Annotated in this window: 20 protein-coding genes and 2 pseudogenes; 8 read left to right on the top strand and 14 right to left on the bottom strand. The window is 64.3% G+C overall.

Annotated features, from left to right (window positions below; all coding sequences use genetic code 11):
* The first annotated feature begins 1,041 nt into the window (after positions 1–1,041).
* Both AB4061_RS35530 and AB4061_RS35525 read left to right on the top strand, forming a co-directional pair.
* Positions 1,042–2,307, top strand: a complete 1,266-nt coding sequence (locus tag AB4061_RS35530; protein ID WP_441640822.1) for a M20 family metallopeptidase — start codon at positions 1,042–1,044, stop codon at positions 2,305–2,307.
* Positions 2,304–2,930 (top strand): trimeric intracellular cation channel family protein, encoded by a 627-nt coding sequence (locus AB4061_RS35525; RefSeq protein WP_441640821.1) that lies wholly within the window; start codon positions 2,304–2,306, stop codon positions 2,928–2,930. Before AB4061_RS35530 ends, AB4061_RS35525 begins: the two co-directional genes overlap by 4 nt.
* Before the next feature lie 128 nt (positions 2,931–3,058).
* Here the strand turns inward: AB4061_RS35525 and AB4061_RS35520 are convergent, their stop codons facing one another.
* A complete protein-coding gene (locus tag AB4061_RS35520; RefSeq protein ID WP_441640820.1) occupies positions 3,059–4,132 on the bottom strand; it encodes a porin in 1,074 nt (357 codons plus the stop codon).
* A gap of 351 nt (positions 4,133–4,483) precedes the next feature.
* Between AB4061_RS35520 and AB4061_RS35515 the strand changes: the two are divergent.
* Positions 4,484–4,721, top strand: a pseudogene (locus AB4061_RS35515) (ISKra4-like element ISBusp5 family transposase); the annotation flags it as partial.
* Between the two features lie 12 nt (positions 4,722–4,733).
* Here the strand turns inward: AB4061_RS35515 and AB4061_RS35510 are convergent.
* The 8 genes from AB4061_RS35510 to AB4061_RS35475 form a co-directional block, all read right to left on the bottom strand.
* Entirely contained in the window at positions 4,734–5,108 is a 375-nt protein-coding gene (locus AB4061_RS35510; RefSeq protein ID WP_441640819.1) for a CzcE family metal-binding protein, read from the bottom strand.
* Between the two features lie 133 nt (positions 5,109–5,241).
* A complete protein-coding gene (locus tag AB4061_RS35505) occupies positions 5,242–6,168 on the bottom strand; it encodes a LysR substrate-binding domain-containing protein (protein ID WP_441640818.1) in 927 nt (308 codons plus the stop codon).
* Positions 6,169–6,314: 146 nt separating this feature from the next.
* Positions 6,315–6,740 carry an organic hydroperoxide resistance protein gene (locus tag AB4061_RS35500; RefSeq protein WP_043353183.1) on the bottom strand — a complete coding sequence of 142 codons (426 nt, stop codon included), beginning with the start codon at positions 6,738–6,740 and terminating at the stop codon, positions 6,315–6,317.
* A 203-nt stretch (positions 6,741–6,943) separates the two neighbouring features.
* Positions 6,944–7,441: a MarR family winged helix-turn-helix transcriptional regulator gene (locus tag AB4061_RS35495; protein WP_441640817.1), complete on the bottom strand. Its 498-nt coding sequence runs from the start codon at positions 7,439–7,441 to the stop codon at positions 6,944–6,946.
* Between the two features lie 193 nt (positions 7,442–7,634).
* Complete coding sequence (locus AB4061_RS35490) at positions 7,635–8,030, bottom strand: nuclear transport factor 2 family protein (protein ID WP_441640816.1); 396 nt, start codon at positions 8,028–8,030, stop codon at positions 7,635–7,637.
* 100 nt (positions 8,031–8,130) lie between these two features.
* Complete coding sequence (locus tag AB4061_RS35485; protein WP_441640815.1) at positions 8,131–9,006, bottom strand: hypothetical protein; 876 nt, start codon at positions 9,004–9,006, stop codon at positions 8,131–8,133.
* A gap of 165 nt (positions 9,007–9,171) precedes the next feature.
* A complete protein-coding gene (locus AB4061_RS35480; protein WP_441640841.1) occupies positions 9,172–9,690 on the bottom strand; it encodes a BON domain-containing protein in 519 nt (172 codons plus the stop codon).
* 151 nt (positions 9,691–9,841) lie between these two features.
* Positions 9,842–10,570: an SAM-dependent methyltransferase gene (locus AB4061_RS35475; protein WP_441640814.1), complete on the bottom strand. Its 729-nt coding sequence runs from the start codon at positions 10,568–10,570 to the stop codon at positions 9,842–9,844.
* 246 nt (positions 10,571–10,816) lie between these two features.
* On the opposite strand from AB4061_RS35475, the gene AB4061_RS35470 reads away from it, so the two are divergent.
* The gene (locus tag AB4061_RS35470) at positions 10,817–11,401 is read left to right on the top strand and encodes a gamma carbonic anhydrase family protein (RefSeq protein WP_441640813.1); all 585 of its coding nucleotides are present in this window, start codon (positions 10,817–10,819) and stop codon (positions 11,399–11,401) included.
* Positions 11,402–11,538: 137 nt separating this feature from the next.
* Here the strand turns inward: AB4061_RS35470 and AB4061_RS35465 are convergent, their stop codons facing one another.
* From AB4061_RS35465 to AB4061_RS35455, 3 genes are all read right to left on the bottom strand, one after another.
* The gene (locus AB4061_RS35465; RefSeq protein WP_441640812.1) at positions 11,539–12,891 is read right to left on the bottom strand and encodes a DUF1501 domain-containing protein; all 1,353 of its coding nucleotides are present in this window, start codon (positions 12,889–12,891) and stop codon (positions 11,539–11,541) included.
* Between the two features lie 28 nt (positions 12,892–12,919).
* Entirely contained in the window at positions 12,920–14,506 is a 1,587-nt protein-coding gene (locus AB4061_RS35460; RefSeq protein WP_441640811.1) for a DUF1800 domain-containing protein, read from the bottom strand.
* A 134-nt stretch (positions 14,507–14,640) separates the two neighbouring features.
* Positions 14,641–15,870, bottom strand: coding sequence for an MFS transporter (locus tag AB4061_RS35455; RefSeq protein WP_441640840.1), 1,230 nt, complete (start codon positions 15,868–15,870; stop codon positions 14,641–14,643).
* A gap of 237 nt (positions 15,871–16,107) precedes the next feature.
* Here AB4061_RS35455 and AB4061_RS35450 point away from each other — a divergent pair, with 237 nt between their 5' ends.
* The 3 genes from AB4061_RS35450 (at position 16,108) to AB4061_RS35440 (ending at position 18,726) form a co-directional block, all read left to right on the top strand.
* The gene (locus tag AB4061_RS35450) at positions 16,108–16,404 is read left to right on the top strand and encodes an ArsR/SmtB family transcription factor (protein ID WP_174427524.1); all 297 of its coding nucleotides are present in this window, start codon (positions 16,108–16,110) and stop codon (positions 16,402–16,404) included.
* 72 nt (positions 16,405–16,476) lie between these two features.
* Positions 16,477–17,532, top strand: a complete 1,056-nt coding sequence (locus AB4061_RS35445; protein ID WP_441640810.1) for an alkene reductase — start codon at positions 16,477–16,479, stop codon at positions 17,530–17,532.
* A 264-nt stretch (positions 17,533–17,796) separates the two neighbouring features.
* Positions 17,797–18,726, top strand: a complete 930-nt coding sequence (locus AB4061_RS35440; protein ID WP_441640809.1) for an AraC family transcriptional regulator — start codon at positions 17,797–17,799, stop codon at positions 18,724–18,726.
* Between the two features lie 317 nt (positions 18,727–19,043).
* On the opposite strand, the gene AB4061_RS35435 is transcribed toward AB4061_RS35440, so the two are convergent.
* The gene (locus tag AB4061_RS35435; protein ID WP_441640808.1) at positions 19,044–19,913 is read right to left on the bottom strand and encodes a LysR family transcriptional regulator; all 870 of its coding nucleotides are present in this window, start codon (positions 19,911–19,913) and stop codon (positions 19,044–19,046) included.
* 106 nt (positions 19,914–20,019) lie between these two features.
* Between AB4061_RS35435 and AB4061_RS35430 the strand changes: the two genes are divergently transcribed.
* Entirely contained in the window at positions 20,020–21,231 is a 1,212-nt protein-coding gene (locus tag AB4061_RS35430; protein WP_441640807.1) for a multidrug effflux MFS transporter, read from the top strand.
* Between the two features lie 6 nt (positions 21,232–21,237).
* Here the strand turns inward: AB4061_RS35430 and AB4061_RS35425 are convergent.
* Positions 21,238–21,414, bottom strand: a pseudogene (locus AB4061_RS35425) (DUF2274 domain-containing protein); the annotation flags it as partial.
* Between the last annotated feature and the right edge of the window lie 33 nt (positions 21,415–21,447).

Raw genomic sequence — 21,447 nt, 5'->3', positions numbered from 1 at the left:
CGCAATCGCCCGGCTGGCACCGGCAAAGTACGCTAGTGTCCTCTGCCTTTCACCGTAAGGCAACCGGGGCCCGGGCACGCTGGCACGCGCCCTGCGCCACCAGGCCTGACGGCAGCGTGAAGATGCGGGGGGCGCGCCGCCGGGGCCGCCGGTTGACTGCGATGGTGGCAATGGCGACGCAGGTGAATGCCAGACAGGCAAGGTCGATCTTGATAAGGAGTCGCCGCATGGCCCACTACTGATCGCTTACAACGGGCGCCATCATGAAGAACGTAAATTGCATAGTTTCGCTCCTTACACTAGGCTCAATCACACTGAGGGGGCTTACACTCTCCGCCTGGAAGCGAGCAAGATCAGCGTGCACTCGACCCGATGGATGCCTCGGTTTTTCCTTGTCCTAAGTTGCGCGATAACGTCGCTCTCAGGTACGTATGCATCGCATAGCGAGGCACAGGGCGCCGGCGATGCAGATCTGGTCAAACGAGGCCAATACCTGGCAACGGCAGGCGACTGCGTGGCCTGCCACAGTGCGCCAGGCGGGAAGCCTTATGCAGGCGGACTGTCACTTCCAACGCCCCCTGGTGCCATTGTTTCGACGAATATCACTCCATCGAAAACCCATGGCATCGGCAACTATTCACTTGCAAAGTCTACCGATGCGTCGCGCTAGGGCGTGCGTGCAGACGGGCAACGCCTGTACCCGGCGATGCCATACACCTCCTATGCGCTGGTAACGGATGAAGATGCGGCGGCGCTGTACGCCTATTTCATGCATGGCGTAGCGCCTGCACTTCACGTAGTCATGAATTGCGATTGCAAGCTGTCGCCAAAGTGACATTTACGCGGTCGCGTGATAGCACACGTGCAAGTAGTGCGAACGCGGACGCTATACGCCTATCTGAAAGCGACGACGCATCATCCTGAATCGCGGATAGGCACATTGCCCCCTATACTGCAACTTCATATATCTCTACCTGCGAAATGGGATGACGATTGCGCGATGGCGTAAGGCATCCAACATATTCACAATCGGAGGTTGCCATGAATCCGCTCGTCCAAGCCCTGACTACCTGCGGCGCAGCGCTGCTGGCGGAACTCGAAACAATCTACAAGGATATCCACCAGCACCCAGAACTGTCGATGCAAGAGGTTCGCACCGCCAAGCTCGCGGCCGATTACATCGAAACGCTGGGCTACGAGGTGACGCGCGCGGTGGGCGTCACAGGCGTCGTTGGCGTGTTGCGCAATGGCGAAGGCCCTACCGTGATGTTGCGTGCCGACATGGATGCGCTACCCATGGCGGAGAATACGGGCTTGCCCTATGCCAGTACCATCAAGGCAAAAGATGAAGATGGTGTGGAGGTGGGCGTGGCCCACTCCTGCGGGCACGACCTGCACGTGACCTGGTTGATGGGGGCATCACGCATTTTTGCAGAGCATCGCGACGCCTGGAATGGCACTGTCATGCTCGTGTTCCAGCCCGGCGAGGAAGTGGGCCGGGGTGCAGCGAGCATGGTCCAGGATTGGGGGGAGGGGCGCTTCCCCAAGCCAGACATTATCTTGGGGCAGCACGTGATGGTAGGACTGAGTGGAACGGTCTGCTACCGCCCAGGTGTCATCCTGTCAGCCGGTGACAGCTTGAAGATCAAACTATTCGGTCGCGGGTCACATGGCTCGCAACCGCAGACCGCCATCGATCCGGTGATCATGGCCGCCGCCACCACATTGCGCCTGCAAACCATCGTTTCGCGCGAAATCTCGCCGCTGGATAATGCCGTGTTGACCATTGGCTCGCTGCAGGCCGGCACCAAGGAAAACATCATTCCTGACGATGCCACGATCAAGCTCAATATGCGCACCTTCGACGAAGATGTGCGCGAGCACATGCTGTCGTCCGTCAAACGCATTTGCTGCGCGGAGTGCGATGCCTCCAATGCTGAGCGGCCGCCCGAGTTCACCACCCTCAGCAGTTACCCGCTAACCGAAAACGACGATGCGTCGACCCGGAAGATCGCGGCAGCCTTCAATGCGCAGTTTGGCGACCGGGCCTATGAGACGGCTCCGGCGTCAGCCAGCGAAGACTTCAGCATCTTCGGGCGTACGTGGAACGTGCCATACGTTTTCTGGTTCGTCGGCGGAACCGACCCCAGTGTGTATGCGCAGGCCAAGAAGGACAAGCAAATCAATAAGATACCGAGCAATCATTCGCCCAAGTTCGCACCGGTCGTCCACCCGACGCTGGAAACGGGGCTGCAGGCCATGCTGACGGCGGCGTCTGCCTGGCTTTGCGCTCAGCAAGCGGCATGATGGAACACGGTCTCTTTGTCTTGGTCGACCTGTTCGGTACCTTCGCTTTTGCAGTCAGCGGAGCCCTTGCCGCTGAACAGAAACGCCTCGATCTGTTCGGTGTCGTCGCGATCAGCTATATGACGGCCTGTGGCGGAGGAATCGTTCGGGATCTCTGCCTGGGATCGTTACCGCCGGTGGGCATTTCAGATTGGCGGTATCTCGCGACCTCGGTGTTGGCCTCGGCAATGGCAATCTGGGCGCGTCCAATCGTTGACCACCTCAAGCATCCCGTCGTTTTTTTTGACTCGCTTGGACTGGGCTTCTTTGCGGTCGTCGGCGCACACAAGGCGCTGCTGCTTGGCCACAACATCGAGGTTGCCATCGTGCTCGGCATGGTGACGGCTGTTGGCGGTGGCGTGGTGAGGGATGTGGTGCTCAATCGCGTACCGATCATCCTGCAGAAGGAAATCTATGCGCTCGCCGCACTGGTGGGCGCAGCCATACAAGTGCTTGGACAATTCATGGAATGGAGGGTGGCAGTCACGCCTTGGTTTGCGGCGTCGATCTGCTTCGCGATCCGCCTGCTTGCCCTGCGCTATTCCTGGAGCCTACCTGTTTTCCATAGGCCGGACGCCGCGTAGTCAGCTTTCAAAAAAAGGCCGGCATATCTGCCGGCCAAGCGTCCTTGCGCCCAGTGAACAAAGGCAAGGTCGATATGACTTGTCTCCAGCGAACCCCGACAGCGCGCTGGCTGATATCGCGAGCAGTATTAGAAGCGGTGACGCACGCCAACCATGGCGCCGGTCTGGTTCTGGCCAGGCAGGGTGTTCATTGCGTTGGTCACGCCGTAGGTTGCCTGCCCTTTGTTCTTCACGTAGCCGAGGAGCACGTAGGCGTCTGTGCGCTTGGACAAGGCGTAGTCGGCATTCAAGACGTACATCCACGAACTGTTGCTGTCCTTGCGGGCGTCGGTGTAGTACGCCGCGCCGGTCAGGCTGAAGGCGGGAGTGAACTTGTACAGCGCGCCAAGCCAGTACAGGTTGTCCTGGCGGACTGCGGTCGCGCTGGTGAGTTCGTCGCGCATCCAGCGGTAGCCGGCGAACACCTTGGCATCACCGAAAGCATAGGCACCGCCAATCGCGGCGCGCTTGGCTGCTGCGCCGGATGTGCCGACAGTGCTGCCCTGGTATTGGTCATAGGCGACACCCACCGACACCGGACCGTTGGCATACGCCAGGCCACCGCCGAAATTCTTGCCAACCCGGAAGCTGCCCGGCACTTCACCGCCGTTCGTGACGTTGCTATCGCGGCCGAAGCTGTAGAAGCCGGTTGCGGTCAGGGCGCCGAACTTGCCGGTGTACTTGACGGCGTTGTCGGCGCGGCCATTGAAGCCCTGGGTATCGACCGAGTTGAGCGAGTAGCTGCTGCCGGCCGCCATCGGGTCATAGGCGGTGAACAGGTCATACAGTGAGTTTTGCTGGCGGCCCAGCGTGATGGCGCCCAGGTCGCTCTGCAGGCCGACATAAGCCTGGCGGCCGAACAGGCGGTTGCCCTGGCCGGACTTGCCCGTGTCGATGTCAAAGCCGCTTTCCAGCACGAAGAGGCCCTTCAGATTGTTGCCGAGGTCCTCCACGCCACGAATGCCCCAGCGCGAACCAGAGAGGCCTCCGGACGTCACGCCCGTGACCGAGCCGCCGCCGTTCGGGCCTTGCACATGGCTCTGAAAGCTAACGCCGGCATCGGCAATGCCGTAGAGCGTTACGCTGGAAGTGGTCTGGGCGAAAGCGGCACCGGACATGGAGCAAGCTGCGGCGGCGGCCAATGCGAGGAGAGTTTTGTTCACGGTCATTTCGGTTTTCTGTTTGAGCGAGTAGTTTTCCGCCGCCGTCGGAGAGGCAGAGCGGAGAAGCGAAGGAATGCCATCCCTCGATGCGACCGCTGCATTCTGAGGCGGTTATGTGACAGGATTAGGTAAACAGTCGCGTCATGATGGCAATTATTGTTCCGAAAACAGGAATAACTGTTCGTGCACGTAGCAAATGGAGGCATTGCTCTGATGCCGTGGGGCAGGAGATCGAGCGCACTTCGCTGTGCGCATGAACGCAAAGAAGCCGCTGTTGAGGGAAGCCGTTAAAAGGCCTGGGAGGCCGGCGCAACCGCGTATCGTCTTCGTAGCAACGAGACGGAGGCTGCCATGCGATGCACGATCGCTCTTGTGCTCGATGATGGTGATGGAACCGCGGTCAAGCGTATCGCAGTCATGCGGCTTGATCGGGCCGCCGGAAGTCAGACCTCCGGCGACGTAGGACTGTCCCTGGCTGAAGGCAAGTCAATGGTCGATTGTCAATTGCATCCAGCAGGTGTTCGTTGTCGAACAGCTCGAACGCTTTTGCGCGTCGAGTAGAGCGTGCGTGGTCTGTGGCGTGCTCCGTTGTGGCTTTGGCTCATCCTCCGGTAAACAACTGGCTCGGCGCGATATACACCCGGATCCCCTTGGCCTGCGCCACCTCCGGGAAGATGGTCCTCATATCGACCGAGGTCCCGCCGATGGCCTCCAGGAACGTCCAGCCGACGGTCTTGTCGCCAGCGCGGAAGGCCACCGTTTCGCCGGATGCCACGTTCACGTAGTTCATGCCCGGGACCAGCGTGACCGTGCGGGTCGTCGTGCTCACGTCGGCGGGACTGCCAAACAGAGCGGCGACGCGGGCGGCTTTCGTGGCCGGCGTGGGCGCCGTGGCGCTCCAGGCGGAGGGACTGGCGGAGGCGATGCCGAGGAGGGAGAGTGCCAGAGCGGCGGCGAGCGTTTGCTTCTTGTTCATCGTGTTTCCTTGTGCCTACCCTTGTCAGATTTGGGTACACGAGGAAAGTGTAGCGACGATGAATCTATTCTAAAAATGATATATTCATCGCGTATTCAGTCGCTTTTTTCATGCTCCGCAGTGACACCGGCAGCTACACCACCGGGGCGACATCCTCCCGCGTGGCGGCAACACGCGGATCATTGAGCAGGAATTGCACGAATGCCGCCGTGAAGGACGGCAGCTTGCCTTCGGCGCGCACGATCAGGTTCAGCTCGCGGCGGGCCCAGGTTTCCGCCAGCCGCACGCCAGCTATCCGGGCTTCGCGCAGGGCCGCCGCGGCCACGCTGCGCGGCACCAGCGCCACGCCCACGCCGGCTTCGACCAGTGACAACGCGGCCTCGAAGCTATGGGCGTGCAGCCGCACGTTGGGGGTTTTTCCGGCGCGCTGCGCCATGTCGCGCAGGAAGAGGAAGTTGCTGCTGCCGCGGCTCATGCATACGAAATCGAAATCCAGCGCGGCACCGAAGCGCAGCTCGGCCTGGCGCGCCAGCGGGTGGCCGTTGGGCACCGCCAGGATCAGTTCGTCCACCGCGTAACGCACGGCACGGACGTCGCTGGCATCGATATCGCCGGCCAGAATACCGATATCGGCCTCCTGCGCGGCCACGGCGCAGGGAACCGCTTGGCTGGCGCGCTCTTCCAGGTCGATGTTGACGTCCGGGTTGGCGGCCAGGAAGCGGCTCACGCTGGGGATGATAAAACCGTTGAGCGAGCTGCTGTTGGCCAGCAGCCGGATATGGCCCTTGAGTCCGGCGGAAAAGCGCCCGACCTCGCCATGCATGCGCTCCACGCCGCGCAGCAGTTCGCGCACGTGCACCAGCAAGGTCTTGCCGGCAGGGGTGAGTTCCATGCCGCGCGCGCTGCGCACGAACAGGGCCGTGCCCATCGCGTGTTCGAGATTCTTGAGGCGGTAGCTGGCGGCGGACGCCGTGATGTGACTGGCAGAAGCACCACTGGACAGGCTCTGCGCTTCTGCAATCGCCTGGAACAGGCGCAGGTCGGTGAGTTCGTAGCGCACTGTGTCTCCGGGGGCTGACTTGTTGCTTCGCTGCTTGCCACTTGAGGCTGCGCGCGAGACAAAGCAGCCGGCCCCGCGCAAAGGATGCTCATTTTAGAGCATTGCGCGGGGCCGGCCCCGGGGACGCGGGGGATGGAGATGCGTGCTTAGATCAGCGTCAGGCGCACGTCGATATTGCCGCGCGTGGCATTCGAGTACGGGCAGACCACGTGCGCCTTGTCGACCAGGTCTTGCGCGACGGCGCGGTCCAGGCCGGGCAGCGCGATGTTCAGGTCCACCTCGATGCCAAACCCGGTGGGGATGGCGCCGATGCCGACCTGGCCGGTGATGGCGGTGTCGGCAGGCAGTGCCACCTTGTCACGCGCCGCCACGAACTTCAGGGCGCCGAGGAAGCAAGCCGAGTAGCCAGCCGCGAACAGTTGCTCCGGGTTGGTGCCGGCACCACCCGCGCCACCCAGCTCGCGCGGGGTGGCCAGCTTGATATCCAGCGCGCCATCGGACGACACGGCGCGGCCGTCACGGCCTCCGGTTGCGGTGGCGGAAGCACGGTAGAGGACTTTTTCGATCGACATGATGACACTCCTGGCTAGTTGATAACACTGGCTCATCGAGCCTTCGGTTGGAGAAAGCCTGTTCGCTTTCCATATTTAATAGCTAGCTATTAAATAGCACGCTATATATTAGACAATCAAAACGGGCTGTCAAGTTGTTCAGCCCGCCGTCAGCCGCCGCGTCAATCGCGTCAATCGCGTCAATCGCGCCGGCGCTTTGATCCTTACCCGCCGGCCGCTACGGCAAACCGCTCGCGCAGCTGGTCCAGCTCCGCCTTCACGGCCACCACCTGATCGACGCTGCAGCCCGAGGCACACAGGACCGCGCGGGGCACTGCCTCCGCCGGCTCCTTGAGCGCATGGCCTTCGGCGGTCAGCGTGACGATGACCTGCCGCTCGTCGGCAACGGCACGTTCACGCCGCAGCAGTTGCTGCGCTTCCATGCGCTTGAGCAGCGGGGTCAGCGTGGCCGAATCCAGATGCAGGCGGCCGCCGATTTCCGACACGGTCAGGCCATCGGCCTCCCACAGCACCATCATCACCAGATACTGCGGATATGTCAGGCCCAGTGGCGCCAGCAGCTTGCGGTACAGCTTGTTCAGCGCAAGCGACGTGGCGTACACGGAAAAGCAGAACTGCTGGTCCAGAAGCAACGCCGACGCGGCATTTGCCGTGGCGCCGGGTGCTGCCTGCTTGGTCCGGGAGGTGCGTTTCGTGTCCATGGGCTGAAATATACATAGCGCACGATTTAATTGCAAGCTATTTTTCTTGCCAAACCAACGCTTGGCAAAGGTAAAGGTGAAGGTAAAGGCCTTGCAATGCCCTTAGCTACCATCACGCCCAGTGAAACGGCCAGTCGCGGCAGGCGACAAGAACGCGGCGCGCTTGCCGCCAGGCCAGCCGGCTTGAAACGCATCAAGCAGGAAAAGGGTCCGTCGGCGTGCCCTGGTGAAACGACATCTGCCAACCCTTGTCGGTCAGCGTCCAGATCGAGGTGCGAAGGGTGTGCCGCTCCAGCCGGCTGTCCGGTTGCCGGCAGGCAGAGCGGTAGTTCAGCATGGCCACGCCCGGCGCAAGCGAGCGCAGCGAGAAATCCTGCGCCCAGATCGTGCCCGAGGCGGCTTCGGTGGGCAGCTCGTCCAGCGTGTCGGCCTTGGTATAGATGCCGCCGGAGCGGCCGAACTCCAGGAAGTCGTCGTGCAGCAGCGCGTCCAGCCGATGGCGGTCGCCGCGCGCGGCGGGACGGTGCAGTTCGGTTTCGAGTTGCCGGAGCAAGGGCAGCAAATCGATCTCTTGGTTCTCGTTGTTCATGTCGTGGTGTTCCTTGGTGTGCCTTGGTGTGCCTTGGTGTGCCTTGGTGTTCCTGGATGCTCCCCGGCGCGGCGTACCCGCCAGCGCTCAGCATCCTGCGTCACTGCGTGCCGTCGTCCATGCCAATGGCAGTCGTGTCGATTCTCTCGACCTTTCCTTTCTGCCGCACCTCCGTGCGCAGCACGAACGCTTCCGTCGGGCAGTACCAGTCGGTGACGTTCATGATCGCGGGCTCGGTCTGGATGAGGTCATCACCCATCATCAAAGGCCCCAGCGAGGTGCGCTTTTCGTAAGTGATCGGCATGCATTCGCGGCGGCCCAGCATGGTCTCGATGGATTGCGCACGGCCGACCCTGCGCTCGCCAACCGAGACCGAGGCCGATGGCGCGCGAATGGTCGTGACCAGCTCGTCCGTTGCCAGCCTGTGGATCACGAGATCCAGGCTGGAACTGAGCGTCTCGCCCGGCAGCACCACGCCCTCCCGTATCGCAAGGCCCGCGTAGCTGAGCACGCCTTTGCCCTGGAACGATGCCTGCCCGAACAGCCGCGTGTAGCGCGCCTGCGCATTGATGGTGGCGCGCTGGCTGCTCACGCTGCCGACCGAGCTGGCCGTCGCGCCGCGGTCGAACGTCATCTTGTGGACCTGGTCCATCACGACCGGCGGGCCCATCATGGCAGCCAGCGCCGACTTCGAGTGAATCGACAGCCAGGCGCTGCAGCCATTTTCCGTGAGCGTCGGGTTCCGGATGGTCATGGTGATCGACATCGGCATGTCGCCACTGGCCTCCATCTGCGCCCGCGCGCCGGACTGGAACCAGGGCGCGTCGCAGATGGTGCCGGGCACGCCCTGCGCCGGGCTGTCGGCGGGGCCTTGCTGCGCCGGGGCTGCATTGGCGAGCCCGCATAGCAGCAATGGAAGTAGCACCGCACCCTGCCGCCTGAAGGCGGGCTTCGGCCCCTTGGGGTAAGCAGTCATGTCGTGTCGCGTCCCGAGCAAAAATCTTGCTGCTGGCGCTTCCCCATGCGTCGGGATTTCAACCCGGACGGGCCGCCAGCACGCCCAGAAGGTAGCACTTGGCATGACGCCCCACAACCCGGATTGGCGCCAGCACCGAAGAATCTAAGCCCGGGAAGAAAATGCCTAGTTCGGCCTTCGGCCGGATCGAGGCGGAACGGGCGCCGCCGGGCCGGGAAGGCTACCGAATACCGGATAAGGCACGCCGCGCGCGGGATCCGCCGTGGTCTGGTCGACCACGATCTCCACGTCGGCAACTTCGCGCAGTGCGGCCACGAAGGGCTGCCCGGGGAAACCCCGCCCCACGCAGCCCTGCACCAGCAGCCAGCGGCCCCGCACGGTGAGCCACAGCGTGGATTCCCGCCAGCCCGGCAGCGTGATCGACAGCGACTGCAGACGGCGCTGCGTGCTTTCCACGATCTCTTGCTCGTACTGGTAGGCATTGCCGAGACGGCAGCGGCCTTCGACATAGCAATGGTTGCCGTCCTCGATCCGGTGATGGGCGTCGCGCCGCCATTGTGCTTCGTCCACGCGAGGCCCGAGCGGCTCCGGGCAATTGGCGATGCGCGACGAGATCTGGAAGAACGGATCGTGGCCACGGTTTTCCTGGTCGCTGTCGGCGCCGTGCGCCGGCCAGGCCAGCATGGCGGTGCCGGCCAGCGCCGCCAAGGCGATCCGCACGGGCAAGGACAAAGAGCGGACGGGCATGGCAAGCTCCTTGAGGGCGGCTCTCGTCTGCGTAGGATAGAACCGGCTGGCTTGCGCGCAAAGCCCGGCCATGCGCGAGCGTCCAGGCTCAGCCGCCCTGCTTGCGTGCCAGCCACGCGCCCCAGAACAGACTGCCGAAGAATCGCTGCGGCGCGGCAAAGCCCGCCTCGGCCAGCAGCGCCTGCACGGCAGCCTCCGAGTGCGGCGGGTCCGCGCCTTGCAGGATCTTGCCCAGCTTGGCCTGGACCTCGTCGGCGCCGGCGCCTTGCATGCGCCAGCGCTCGCCCCACGCAGCCAGCAGCAGCGGCTCGCTGGCATAGGCGCGGTAGTTGCCGGCGAGGATCAGCGGCGCGCCCGGTTTCAGGCGGGCCGCGATGGCACGCAAGATATCGCGCTTGGCTTCGTCCCCCGGCAGGTGATGCAGCACGCCGATCAACGTGGCGGCGTCGAAACGCGGCGCGGCGGGCAGGTCCTGCACCACGCCCGCCACGGCATGCGTACGCTCGGCCAGCCCGGCCTGGGCGACGCGCGCCATGGCAAGGTCCAGCATCGGCGCCGACGGATCGACCGCCGTGAAGCGCCACGCCGGCTCCAGCCTGGCCGCGCAGACGATCTCCTGCGCCGTGCCGCCTGCGCCGACCACCAGCACCTCGGCCGCGCGCCCGGCGCCGAGCGTTGCCGCCAGCATGCACGCGGACAGCTCATGGCAGGCGTCGTAGCCAGCCAGCGCGATGCGGCTTTGCTTTTCGTACTCGCCCGCGCGGCTGGGGTCGAATTTGGCGGCGGGATCGGCGGCGGCGGTTTGATTGGGGGTCATGGAGGCGTTCCTCTTCGTTCGCTCTGTCTGGTTGCGGGGAGATGGCCCTGAACAGCCTAAAGGGCCAGTCCCGGCGCGACAAGATGACAACTTATGCTGGTATGAGACCTACCAGCACAAGATCGAACACAAAAGCGGAAACGAACCCGTCGCGAAGGCATCGACGCGGCAGATGGAACGCACCCCGGCGCATCAACGCATCGACGTACAATCTGCGCATTCCAAAAATAACCCAAGGAGACAGCGATGGCATTCATCGGCCCCGATGTGAGCCTGCACCCCACCGCCTACGTGCACGAATCGGCCTACCTCTACGGCAAGATCACCGTGCACGAGGGCGCATCAATTTGGATCAATGTGGCAGCGCGCGCCGAGAGCCGGGAAATCGTGATCGGCGCTTACACCAATATCCAGGACTTCGCGATGCTGCACATCGGCGAGGGCACGCCGACCATCATCGGCAGCCACTGCTCCATCACCCACCACTGCACCATCCACGGCTGCACGATCGGCGACAACTGCCTGATCGGCATCAACGCCACCATCATGGACGGCTGCGTGATCGGCGATAACTGCATCATTGCCGGGCACGCCTTCCTCAAGGAAGGCACCGTGATCCCGCCCAACTCCATCGTGATGGGCAGCCCAGGCAAGGTCACGCGCACGCAGAACAATTTTGTGCGCAACCGGCTCAATGCGTTCTTGTATTACAAGAACGCGCTGGCCTATGCGGGGCAGAATTATCGGGCGTGGGAAGGGCCGGCGTTTTCGGCGCAGATGATGCGGGAGGTGGAGAGGCTGCAGGCGGAGTTGGACGCGACCGACGTTTGACACTCGCCACGATCACCGCGATGCAAGGTTCCCTTTTACGCGCCAAGCACACAGGTCTTGCCGTATTGGGGAAGCAGCACGTCTTCCGTTAGCAGCAAGATTGAACAGGCAGTATTGCCGGCCCAAGGCTGAGCACGCTAGACCAGCCCGATATCCACCGCCCGGACATCGGGAAACACATGCGCCAGGCGCGCATCGTCCAGCCCGTACAGGCGCTTGAACATCCCGCCCAGCATCGCGCGGTATTCATTGAGCACCGGCCAGTCGCGATTCTGGTTCAGCGTGCGCTGCTCCACCGCCACTTGCTCACCGGCGATGCGCCCGCCACGCACTGCGCCGCCGGCCACCCAGTACACCGTGCCGTGACCGTGGTCGGTGCCGCGCGTGCCATTCTCGCGGAAGGTGCGGCCGAACTCGGAGACCACCACCACCGTGGTCTTGCTCCATACCGGCCCGATCTCGTCCGCGAATCCGGAGATGCCGCGCCCGAGGTTATCCAGCAGGTTGGCCAGTTGTCCCTGCGCGCCGCCCTGGTTCACGTGCGTATCCCAGCCGCCGACATCGATAAAGCCAAGATTGAAGCGCTCGCGCATCAGCCCCGCCATGCGGCGCGCTTCCACCTCGAAGCCCTTGGCGCTGAGCGCGCGGCGGTTGGCCGCCTGCATCTCCTGCATGCGGCCCGCCATGTCAGGCTCGGCCTGCGCGGGCAGGTTCGCGGCCATCATGCTGTTGCGGCGCTGCATGGCCTCGGCCTCCTGCGCCACGGTCTGGCGCAGCTCGAAGCCCTCGTTGATCAGCGACTCGAAGCGGGTGCCGCGATACATCTGCGCGAGCACGCGGGTCTGGCGCTCGTCGAAGGGCGTGCGTCCGGTACCCTTGAGCGAGACATTGGGCACGGTGAGCGCGCCGCTTAGCACCATCGGCAGGCCGTCGGTGAAGGCGACGGGCGCGGCGCGTCCACCCATGGATTCGGCCAGCCGGTTGAGAAAGCCGGAGCCGCGCAGCGAGGCATCGATGCGTCCGCTGCCCTTGCCGTTGCCGGCGAGCGGCAGCCCGGCCTCGACCCCGTCCTGCGTCTCGAAATGGCTGCGCGAGAGGTCATCGGTGCCGGCAAACGGCACGAACGCAAGCTGCTGCTTTTGCCACAGCGGCAACAGGCTATCCTTGAGCGCGGGATGCAGCGCCCACGCGTCGATGCCCCTGCCCGCGCCGCCATCGAAGGCTGCCGCCAGCGACAGCGCGGCGCGCGGATCGGCTGGAGCGCCCTGCGCCACCGGCCTGGCAATGGCGATGGTCGGGCGCGACGCGTAGTAGAAATCGCTGCCCGCCGGCACCAGCACATTGGTGGCGTCGTAGCCGCCACGCAGGAACACCAGCAGGAAACGCGCATCGGCCTGCTGCGGCAGCGCGTAGGCGCGCGAGACGATGCCGGGCGCCAAAGCCGCCAGTCCGGCAAGCCCTGCGCCCTTCAGCCAGTTACGTCGTTGCATGGGGTACTCCTTGTACAGGGCGGACTGCTCAGTCCTGCATCCATTCGGGCGATGACAGCAAGATGGTGTTCCACTCCGCCTGCGACGTCGCCTGCGTCATCGCGGTGCGCGTGGCGGGGCCGAGCGTGGATTCGATGCTGTCGAAAAACACGCGGTTGGTCAGCAAAGGAAAGCCGGTGCGCTCGGCCGGCTTGCCATCATCCTTGGAGAACAGCCCGGCCTGCCCCGAGCCAATGGCGCGCGCGATCTCGAAACGCTTGACCATTTGCCCCGAACTGGCCCATGCGCTCTCCGCTGCCGGGAAACCGTCCGGCGTGATGCGGCCATAGAGCGGCTCGCCAAGCTGGTTAAGCCAGCCGATGGCGGGGCGCAGGTTGGCCACCGTGCGGCCGTCATACGCCAACCGCAGCGACGAAGCCACGAACTGCATCGGGTCCTTGAACTTGCGCGTGCCGGAGGCCAGCGTGGTGTTCAGCTCAGGCGACAGGAACAGCGTGCGCAGCACCGCCGCGATATCGCCATCGGTCTGCGTGAAGGTGCCTGCCATGCGATTGACGAGCGAAGGCGGCGGCGTATCGCCGACGAAGTGCGCGGCGAGCTTGTAGGAAATGAAGCGCGCGGTGGCCGGATCGCGGCTGAGAATGTCCACCGCCTGCTCTACCTCGTGGAAGCCGGTCGGCTCGATACGATGGCCAAGCAAGGTCTTGGGCCCGAAGTCGTGCCGGTTCGGGTTGAACTCGAACAGCCCGCCCGCGCGGTAAAGCGCCTGCTTTTGCGGCGCGAGCTTGGGCGGCTCGCCGCTGACGTTGATGCCCAGGCCGGTCAGCACGCGGGCCAGCTCCTGCACATCCTGCTGGGTATAGCGCGAGCCGCTCGGGCCGCCGGACACGCCCAGCGTGTGCAACTCCATCAGCTCGCGCGCATAGTTCTCGTTGATGCGGTTGACCGCGCTCTGCGCGTTGTCCAGGTACTCCAGCATGGCGGGCGATGTCACGGTCGCCATCAGCAGGTCGCGGAACTTGCCCAGCGCATGCGGGCGCACCGCCTTGTCCTCGTAGTCAGCCAGCACCCAGCGCACCGAGCCCTTGCCGGAGTACACGCTGAAGTGGTTCATCCAGAACCACGTCATCTGTTCGCGCAGCTGCGCGGGCGAGTAGAGGGCGCGCAGCAGATGGCGGCGGCTGGTGTCCAGCACCACGTCGTTGCCGCTGCGGTTGAGCGCGTCGCGCGCCTTCTGCTTTTCGTCTTCGTCGGTGAGGGTGTTGATGCGCTGCTGCTCGGCGCGCACGCTGCGCAGCCTTTGCTCGCCGCTTTGCTGGGCAATGCTCAGCGCCCCGATGGTGGCGGCGAGCTCGCCCGTATCGGTGCCGGGCGCCTTGAGTTGCTCTTCGAGATAGCGCTCGCGCCCCAGCTTGCGCAGGCGCTCGATGCTGGCCTGGTTGGCGCCGAAGGTGACGGTGTTGAGCCAGTGCAGGTCGGCCGGCCTCAGGGCCGCACCGGATGCGCCCTCCGGCGCGCCGCCGCCTTGCGCGCAAGCACCCAGCAGGCCTGCGGCCGCACTGAGGAGGCAAACCGACATCAGGCGTGACAGCAGGCGTGAAATGTTCAAGGACATGGTTGGCCTGTCTCGAACCCCAAGGGGTGACACCGCTCTTACGCTGGCGGACGGGTTTTGGTTGACGTGGATTCATCCGATATCCAGTCTGAACCAGTAAGCAAAATGAAAGTTCCCCCCGCTTTATCGCCGCTTTATCGCCGCAAGGTCGCACCCCAGAATACCAGCGCAACCGCACTGATCGCCGCGCCCAGCATGCAAACGCCGGACCATCCTGCGCGCGCATAGACATGCGTCGAGGCGATGGACCCCGCACCGCTGCCAAGCGCATAGAACAACATGTAGCAGCCCACCAGCCGGCTGTGCGCTTCCGGCCGCACCCGAAACACCATGCTCTGGTTGGTGACATGGATGGCCTGCCCGGCCAGGTCCAGCACGATGATGCCCGCCACCAACAGCCACAGCGACTCCTGCGCAAATGCCAGCGGCGCCCAGCACGCCACCAGCAGCACCAGCGCGATGCCGGTGGTCCACTGCCCCAGCCCGCGATCCGCGAGGCGCCCGGCACGCGCGGCCGCCAGCGCGCCCACGGCGCCAACCAGCCCAAAGGCACCGATAGCGGTATGCGACATCGAATACGGCGGCGCGCTCAGCGGCAGGACCAGCGCGGTCCAGAACACGCTGAACGTGGCGAACATCAGCATGGCAAGCACGCCGCGGACCTGCAGCGTGCGCTCCTGCGCCAGCAGCGTGAACATCGACGCGAGCAGGCTGATGTAGCGCATCTTCACCGGCGCGCTGGCCTGCCGCGGCAATCGGCGCGCCAGCAGCGCGATCATCAGCAACGCCAGCACGCCCGAGACCACGTACACCGCGCGCCAGCCGGCAAGATCCGCCAGCGCGCCCGCCATGGCCCGCGCCATCAGCAAGCCGATCACCACGCCGCCCTGCGCGGCGCCCACCACGCGCCCGCGCTCGGCCGGCGCGGCGAGCGTGGCCGCGAACGCAATCAGTCCTTGGGTCATGGCCGTGCCCAGCAGGCCCACGGCGAGCATGCCTGCCAGCAATGCCGTGCGCGTCGAAGCCGCCGCCACCAGCGCCAGGGCGACGGCGAGCATCAGCAACTGCAGCAGGATCAGGCGGCGCCGGTCCACCAGGTCGCCCACCGGCACCAGCAGCAGCAACGCCAGCGCGCAGCCCGCCTGCGTGGCCGTGACGACGATGCCGACCGAGCCATAGCCAAAGCCGAACTCGCGCGCCATCGCATCCAGCAAGGGCTGCGCGTAGTAGACGTTGGCCACGCTGAGCCCGCACGCCAATGCGAACAACCAGACCAGCGACGACGGCATGGCAGATGGCGCGTCCGGGGTCTGTGCCAACGGTGCGGTGGCTAGGGTGGCGGCGGTGGCCGGGTTAAGCGTCATCATGGATCCGTCTAGTTTTATAAAGAAACCTAACGAAGTCTAAGTCACATTGGTTTCTTTAAGCAACCAGATAGAGATAACCACACATCAAGCAGGACAATTAAGTGGCACAAAAGCCTCCCCAGCAAAGCCGCCATGTATATCGTATAGTTACGATATTAATTTTGTGAGAAGCGGATATATGTTTCGCCAAAAGGCGAAACAGCCCGCGCCTCCGATACCGGACAAACCCACGCAATGGACATCGACGCCATCCACAAGGCCCTGGCCAATCCCGTACGGCGCAGCATCCTCGCCTGGCTGAAAGCCCCGCAGGAGAATTTCGCCGTGCAGGACTATCCGCTCGAGCTGGGTGTCTGCGCTGGCCTGATCGACGCGCGCACCGGACTGTCGCAATCCACCGTGTCGGCACATCTCGCCACGTTGCAACGCGCCGGGCTGGTGACGTCCAAGCGGGTTGGCCAATGGATTTTTTTCAAGCGCGACGAGCAGACCATCCAGGCCTTTCTCGATCACATGCACAGCGATCTTTGATACCAGCGGCGCGCGAGCGCCAACTCATGCACCCACGGTGCGCCACTCTCCTCGACACCCGGACAAACTGACATGACCTCTCTCTTCGACCCCATCCGCATCGGCAACCTCGACCTCGCCAACCGCGTCATCATGGCGCCGCTGACGCGCTCGCGCGCAGTGGGCGGCGGCCGCGTGCCCAACGCCCTGATGGCTGAGTACTACGTGCAGCGCGCCTCTGCAGGCCTGATCCTCAGCGAAGCCACCTCGGTCACCCCGCAAGGCGTGGGCTATGCCGACACCCCGGGCATCTGGTCCGACGAGCAAGTCGCCGGCTGGAAGGTGGTGACCGATGCCGTGCATGCCGCCGGCGGCCGCATCTTCCTGCAGCTGTGGCACGTGGGCCGCATTTCCGATCCGGTCTTCCTGGACGGCGAACTGCCGGTGGCGCCCAGCGCCATCGCGGCCGCGGGCAATGTCAGCCTGGTGCGCCCCAAGCGCGCGTTTGTCACGCCGCGCGCGTTGGAAACCGATGAAATCCCCGGCATCGTCGCGGCCTTCCGCCACGGCGCCGAGAACGCCAAGGCCGCCGGCTTCGACGGCGTGGAAGTGCACGGCGCCAACGGCTACCTGCTCGACCAGTTCCTGCAGGACAGCACCAACAAGCGCACCGACGCCTATGGCGGCTCGCTCGAAAACCGCGCCCGCCTGCTGCTGGAAGTGACCGACGCCTGTATCGACGTGTGGGGCGCATCGCGCGTGGGCGTGCACTTGGCACCGCGTGCCGATGCGCACGACATGGGCGACTCGGACTTGCCGGCCACCTTCGGCTACGTGGCGCGCGAACTCGGCAAGCGCGGCATTGCCTTCATCTGCTCACGTGAAGCGCTGGGTGAGCCCCGCCTCGGCCCCGCGCTGAAGAAGGCGTTTGGCGGCACCTATATCGCCAACGAGAAGATGACCAAGGAAACCGCCGAGCACGTGCTGCAAGCCGGTGAAGCCGATGCGGTGGCCTTTGGCCAGCTGTTCATCGCCAACCCGGACCTGCCGCGCCGCCTGCAGATCGACGCGCCGCTGAACGCGCCGCAGCCGGAGACTTACTACCACTCGGGCGCGGAAGGCTATATCGACTACCCCGCGCTTGCCTGAGCACGGTGGCCGGCCCGCGCTGGCTTGCATGAGCGCACGCGGCCAGGCGAACTGGCCAAGTTCGAGTAGTTGAACGATCGAACGGTTGAACGGTTGAACCGTTGAACGCCCCGCCCAGCGCGGGGCGTTTTCCGTTGATCGGGACGATTTGCGCGGATCGCCGTCGTGCCATAATCCGCAGCCATGGCACCCACCGAACACGCAGACGGCCCGCAGTCAGACCCATCGCAGTTGCGCATCCATCGCGCGGAGTACACGCGGCGCATGAACCGCGTGCTCGACTATATCGACCAGCATCTGGACACGCCGCTCGATCTGGCCCAACTGGCAGACGTCGCGAACTTTTCCCGCTTCCATTTTCATCGCTTGTTCGCGGCCTGGATGGGCGAGACGCTGGGCGACTACGCGCGCCGGCGCCGGCTCGAGTCCGCTGCATTTCAGCTGGCTTGCAAACCCGGCGCCTCGGTGCTGGAAGTTGCACTGGCCACCGGTTTCGGCTCCGGCGAGGCATTCGCGCGCGCCTTCAAGCTCAAGTTTGGCTGCACGCCCTCTGCCTGGCGCGCCGGCGCGGCCGAACACCGGGCCACGCGGGTCGCGGCGGCGCGCGCGCGCCTGGCCAACCGCCATAGCAATCCGGATCAGGTCCTGCGCAACGCCGATCAGGTGGATGGCGGTGCCTTCATCGACCATGGCCTCTCCTGCCAAACAGATGGAGAGAGCAATATGGAAGTCCGCGTCATCGATCTACCCGAGGCACGTGTCGCCTACCAACGCCAAATCGGCCCCTACGGTCCGGCGATCGGCACTTTCTGGCGAGAAACCGTCGCGCCATGGATGCATGCCAACGGCCTGGCCGGGCAAACGTGCTACGGCATCGGCCACGACGCCCCCGGCATCACGCCGCCGGACAAGTGCCGCTACGACGCCTGCGTGGAGATACCAGAAACCTTCCAGCCCAGCGGCCGGGCCAGCATCTCCGTCCTGCCGGGCGGACGTTACGCCGTGGCGCAATTCAGCGGCGCCCCTGCCGCCATCGCCCAGGCATGGACCTGGCTGACCCGGGAATGGCTGCCGTCCAGCGGTCTGCAATGCGACGAGCGCCCGTGCTTCGAGCGGTTCTCGGCAGTGTCGGCGCTGGACGCGCGAACGGGCTCGCTGACCTGCGAGCTGTGTATTCCTGTGCGTGCGCTATAGCGCTGTGGAATTACCACCTGGATGAGAAGACCCACGAGACGATCTGCGCGGCGCTAAAGCGCAGGCGGGCATAGCGAGCGGGATCCCCCCGGACTCAAGAGAATGGCCGGAGCCGCCATGCGGCGCCCGGCCATTCTTTTCTTTACGCCTGGCGCTTAGAGTGGCTTATGTGGACGCCTCCCTCAGGGAATTGGGTGGGAGAAACGACATGAAACCGTCAACTGAACTAAACCAATCCCGATTGACACGGGGAGTCATATCAGCCTCCCGACCCTCGCTCCCCAAAAGCAAATACGTGGCTCGCCCATGCCTGACGTTCAATCGGCGAAAGCCGATGTGATCGCCTCCACGACGACACGCACTCTAGCCGTGCGCGCCAAGTCTTGGTGCAACACCAGCCACGCCTCGTAGGGCTTGGCCCGCTGGCACTCCGGCCATAGCCGCACCAGTGCGGGATCGCGCCGGGCCAGGTACTCGGGCAACTCGCCTATCGCCAAGCCGGCGCGCACGAAGGTCGTGAGCATCAGACTCGAATCCAGTTCGGCAACCACGCGACCCTGTGCCCTGGATTCACCCGCCAGCGTGTCGTCCTGCCGACCGGTCACACCCTCCTGGTAGAGCGCAATGTCGTGGCTCGCAAAGCCTTTTCCGGGCTGCGGCTCACCATGCTTGGCCAGATAGCCTCGGGTTGCGTACAGGCCAACTTCCCAGCAGCCCAGTTGGCGAACGATCAAGTCCGGTTGCTCCGGCCGCAGGGTACGTACAGCAATGTCGGCCTCCCGCCGCGCCAGGTCGAGCAGCCGCGTCGTGGTGCTCAGGATCACCCGCACCTCGGGATGGCTGGCGCGCAGGCGTTCAATGGCCGGAACCACGAAGTCCACCGCCAACGCGTCGGTGGTGGTCACGCGTACCTCTCCGGCCACGCGCGCGTCGGCACCTTCGCTGCGGCGCTCGAAGGAGACGGCCATGCGTTCCATGTCCTCGGCTATGCGCAGCACTTGCTGGCCGGTGTCGGTCAGCACCAAGCCGCCCGTGGTGCGCAGGAACAGCCGGCTGCCCACCGCCTGCTCCAATCCGGTCAGACGCCGACCCACCGTGGTCTGGTCGATGGCCAGTTGCTGCGCTGCCCCGCGCAAGGTGCTGGCGCGCTGAATTGCCAGGAATATCCGCACGTCGTCCCAGTTCATCACTGCTCCATTGTCAATACTGCAAATATGCAGCCATAGGCTGCTGTTTTGTGCATTTTCACATGGAAGGCCTCTCCGTAACATAGCGCCCATCCCTTCTGAACCTTTGACGCGCAGCTGGCCCGCCTGGCTGCCGGGAGCTGCCATGCCTCGCTTACCGTTCATTCTGACCGTCGCCATGCTGAGTGCCTTCGGCCTGATTGCTTCGGACGTTTATCTGCCCGCCATGCCGAGCATGACCACGGAGTTCGGCGTCGCCGACTGGCAGATGCCGCAGACAATCTCGTTCTACCTGCTGGCACTAGCAATTGCCCAGTTGGCCTACGGGCCACTGTCGGACCGCAATGGCCGCAAGCCCGTACTGCTGACCGGCATCGCCCTCTACATCGTTGGCTCGGTGGGCTGTGCCACCTCAGCCACCTACAACGGGTTCCTGGCGTGGCGCATGCTTGAAGCAGTCGGCGCAGCTGCAGGCCTTGTCGTTGGCCGCGCCCTGATCGCCGACACTTGCGACAAGCGCACCTCCGCCAAGGTCTATGCGGTGATCTACCCGCTGGTGTCGCTGTCGCCAGCCCTGGCACCGGCCATAGGCGGGCACCTGGCAGCGGCCTTTGGCTGGCGGTCAGACTTCTTGTTCGTCGCCGCGTTCGGTGTCGTGGCACTACTGATGGTGATGACGCTGCTACCGGAAACGCTACCCATTGTTGCCCGCACCCGGACCTCTCCCTTTGCCGGCTTCAGTCATGTCCTGCGCGACCGAACTTTTCGCCGCTATACATTGGTGGTCTGCGCGATCTATTGCGCTTGGTTCGTCTACTTGACCCAATCGCCGTTTCTTTTCGCGCGCCAAGGCTTGAGTGAGGAACAAAGCGGCTGGCTGTACCTGCCGCTGACGGCCGGCATCATCGGTGCCAACCTGCTGGCCAAGCGGTTGCTTGATCGCTGGCTCTACGACCGCATCCTCGCTGCCGGCATCATGTGCTTCGTGCTTGGCGGCGTGGCATTCCTGGCCGTGGCGGCGCTGGGGCTCCATGGCGCAACCGCAGTAGTGCTACCGATGTGCCTGGTCAGTCTCGCCAATGGTTCGTCGCTGTCGCTGGCGGTGTCCGGGGCCATTGCAAGCGAGCACGGGTATGCGGCCACCGCGTCGGGACTGGTAGGGTTCTGTCAGATCGGCAGCGCCGCGCTGGTGGCAATGGGTGTCAGCGCGGCCTTCGGCACCGGCCTTGGCGTGCTTAGCGGCGCGGTGCTGGTGCTCGGCCTGATCGCGCTGTCCACCTGTCTGCCACGGCCTGGACGCCGGACGGGAGTGGTCTGAGTACCATCACGTACGCCTCTTGAATCCCCGATCCCCGGCCATGAACGCCTCCGGCATGTGGGGGATCAGTTTCGTCGCATCGACGGCTTCGCCGTAGGTCTGCGTGTGATCCAGTGCGTAGCAGGCATCGATCAGTTTTCTGCTTGCCTTGCCACCAGCACGATGCGTAAAATGAACAAACGTTCGTTCATATTATTCCGTTATGAGCCAAAATAG

The sequence above is a fragment of the Cupriavidus sp. YAF13 genome (genome assembly GCF_052113425.1).
Lineage (GTDB): Bacteria > Pseudomonadota > Gammaproteobacteria > Burkholderiales > Burkholderiaceae > Cupriavidus.
This window is presented reverse-complemented; position numbering and strand designations above follow the sequence as displayed.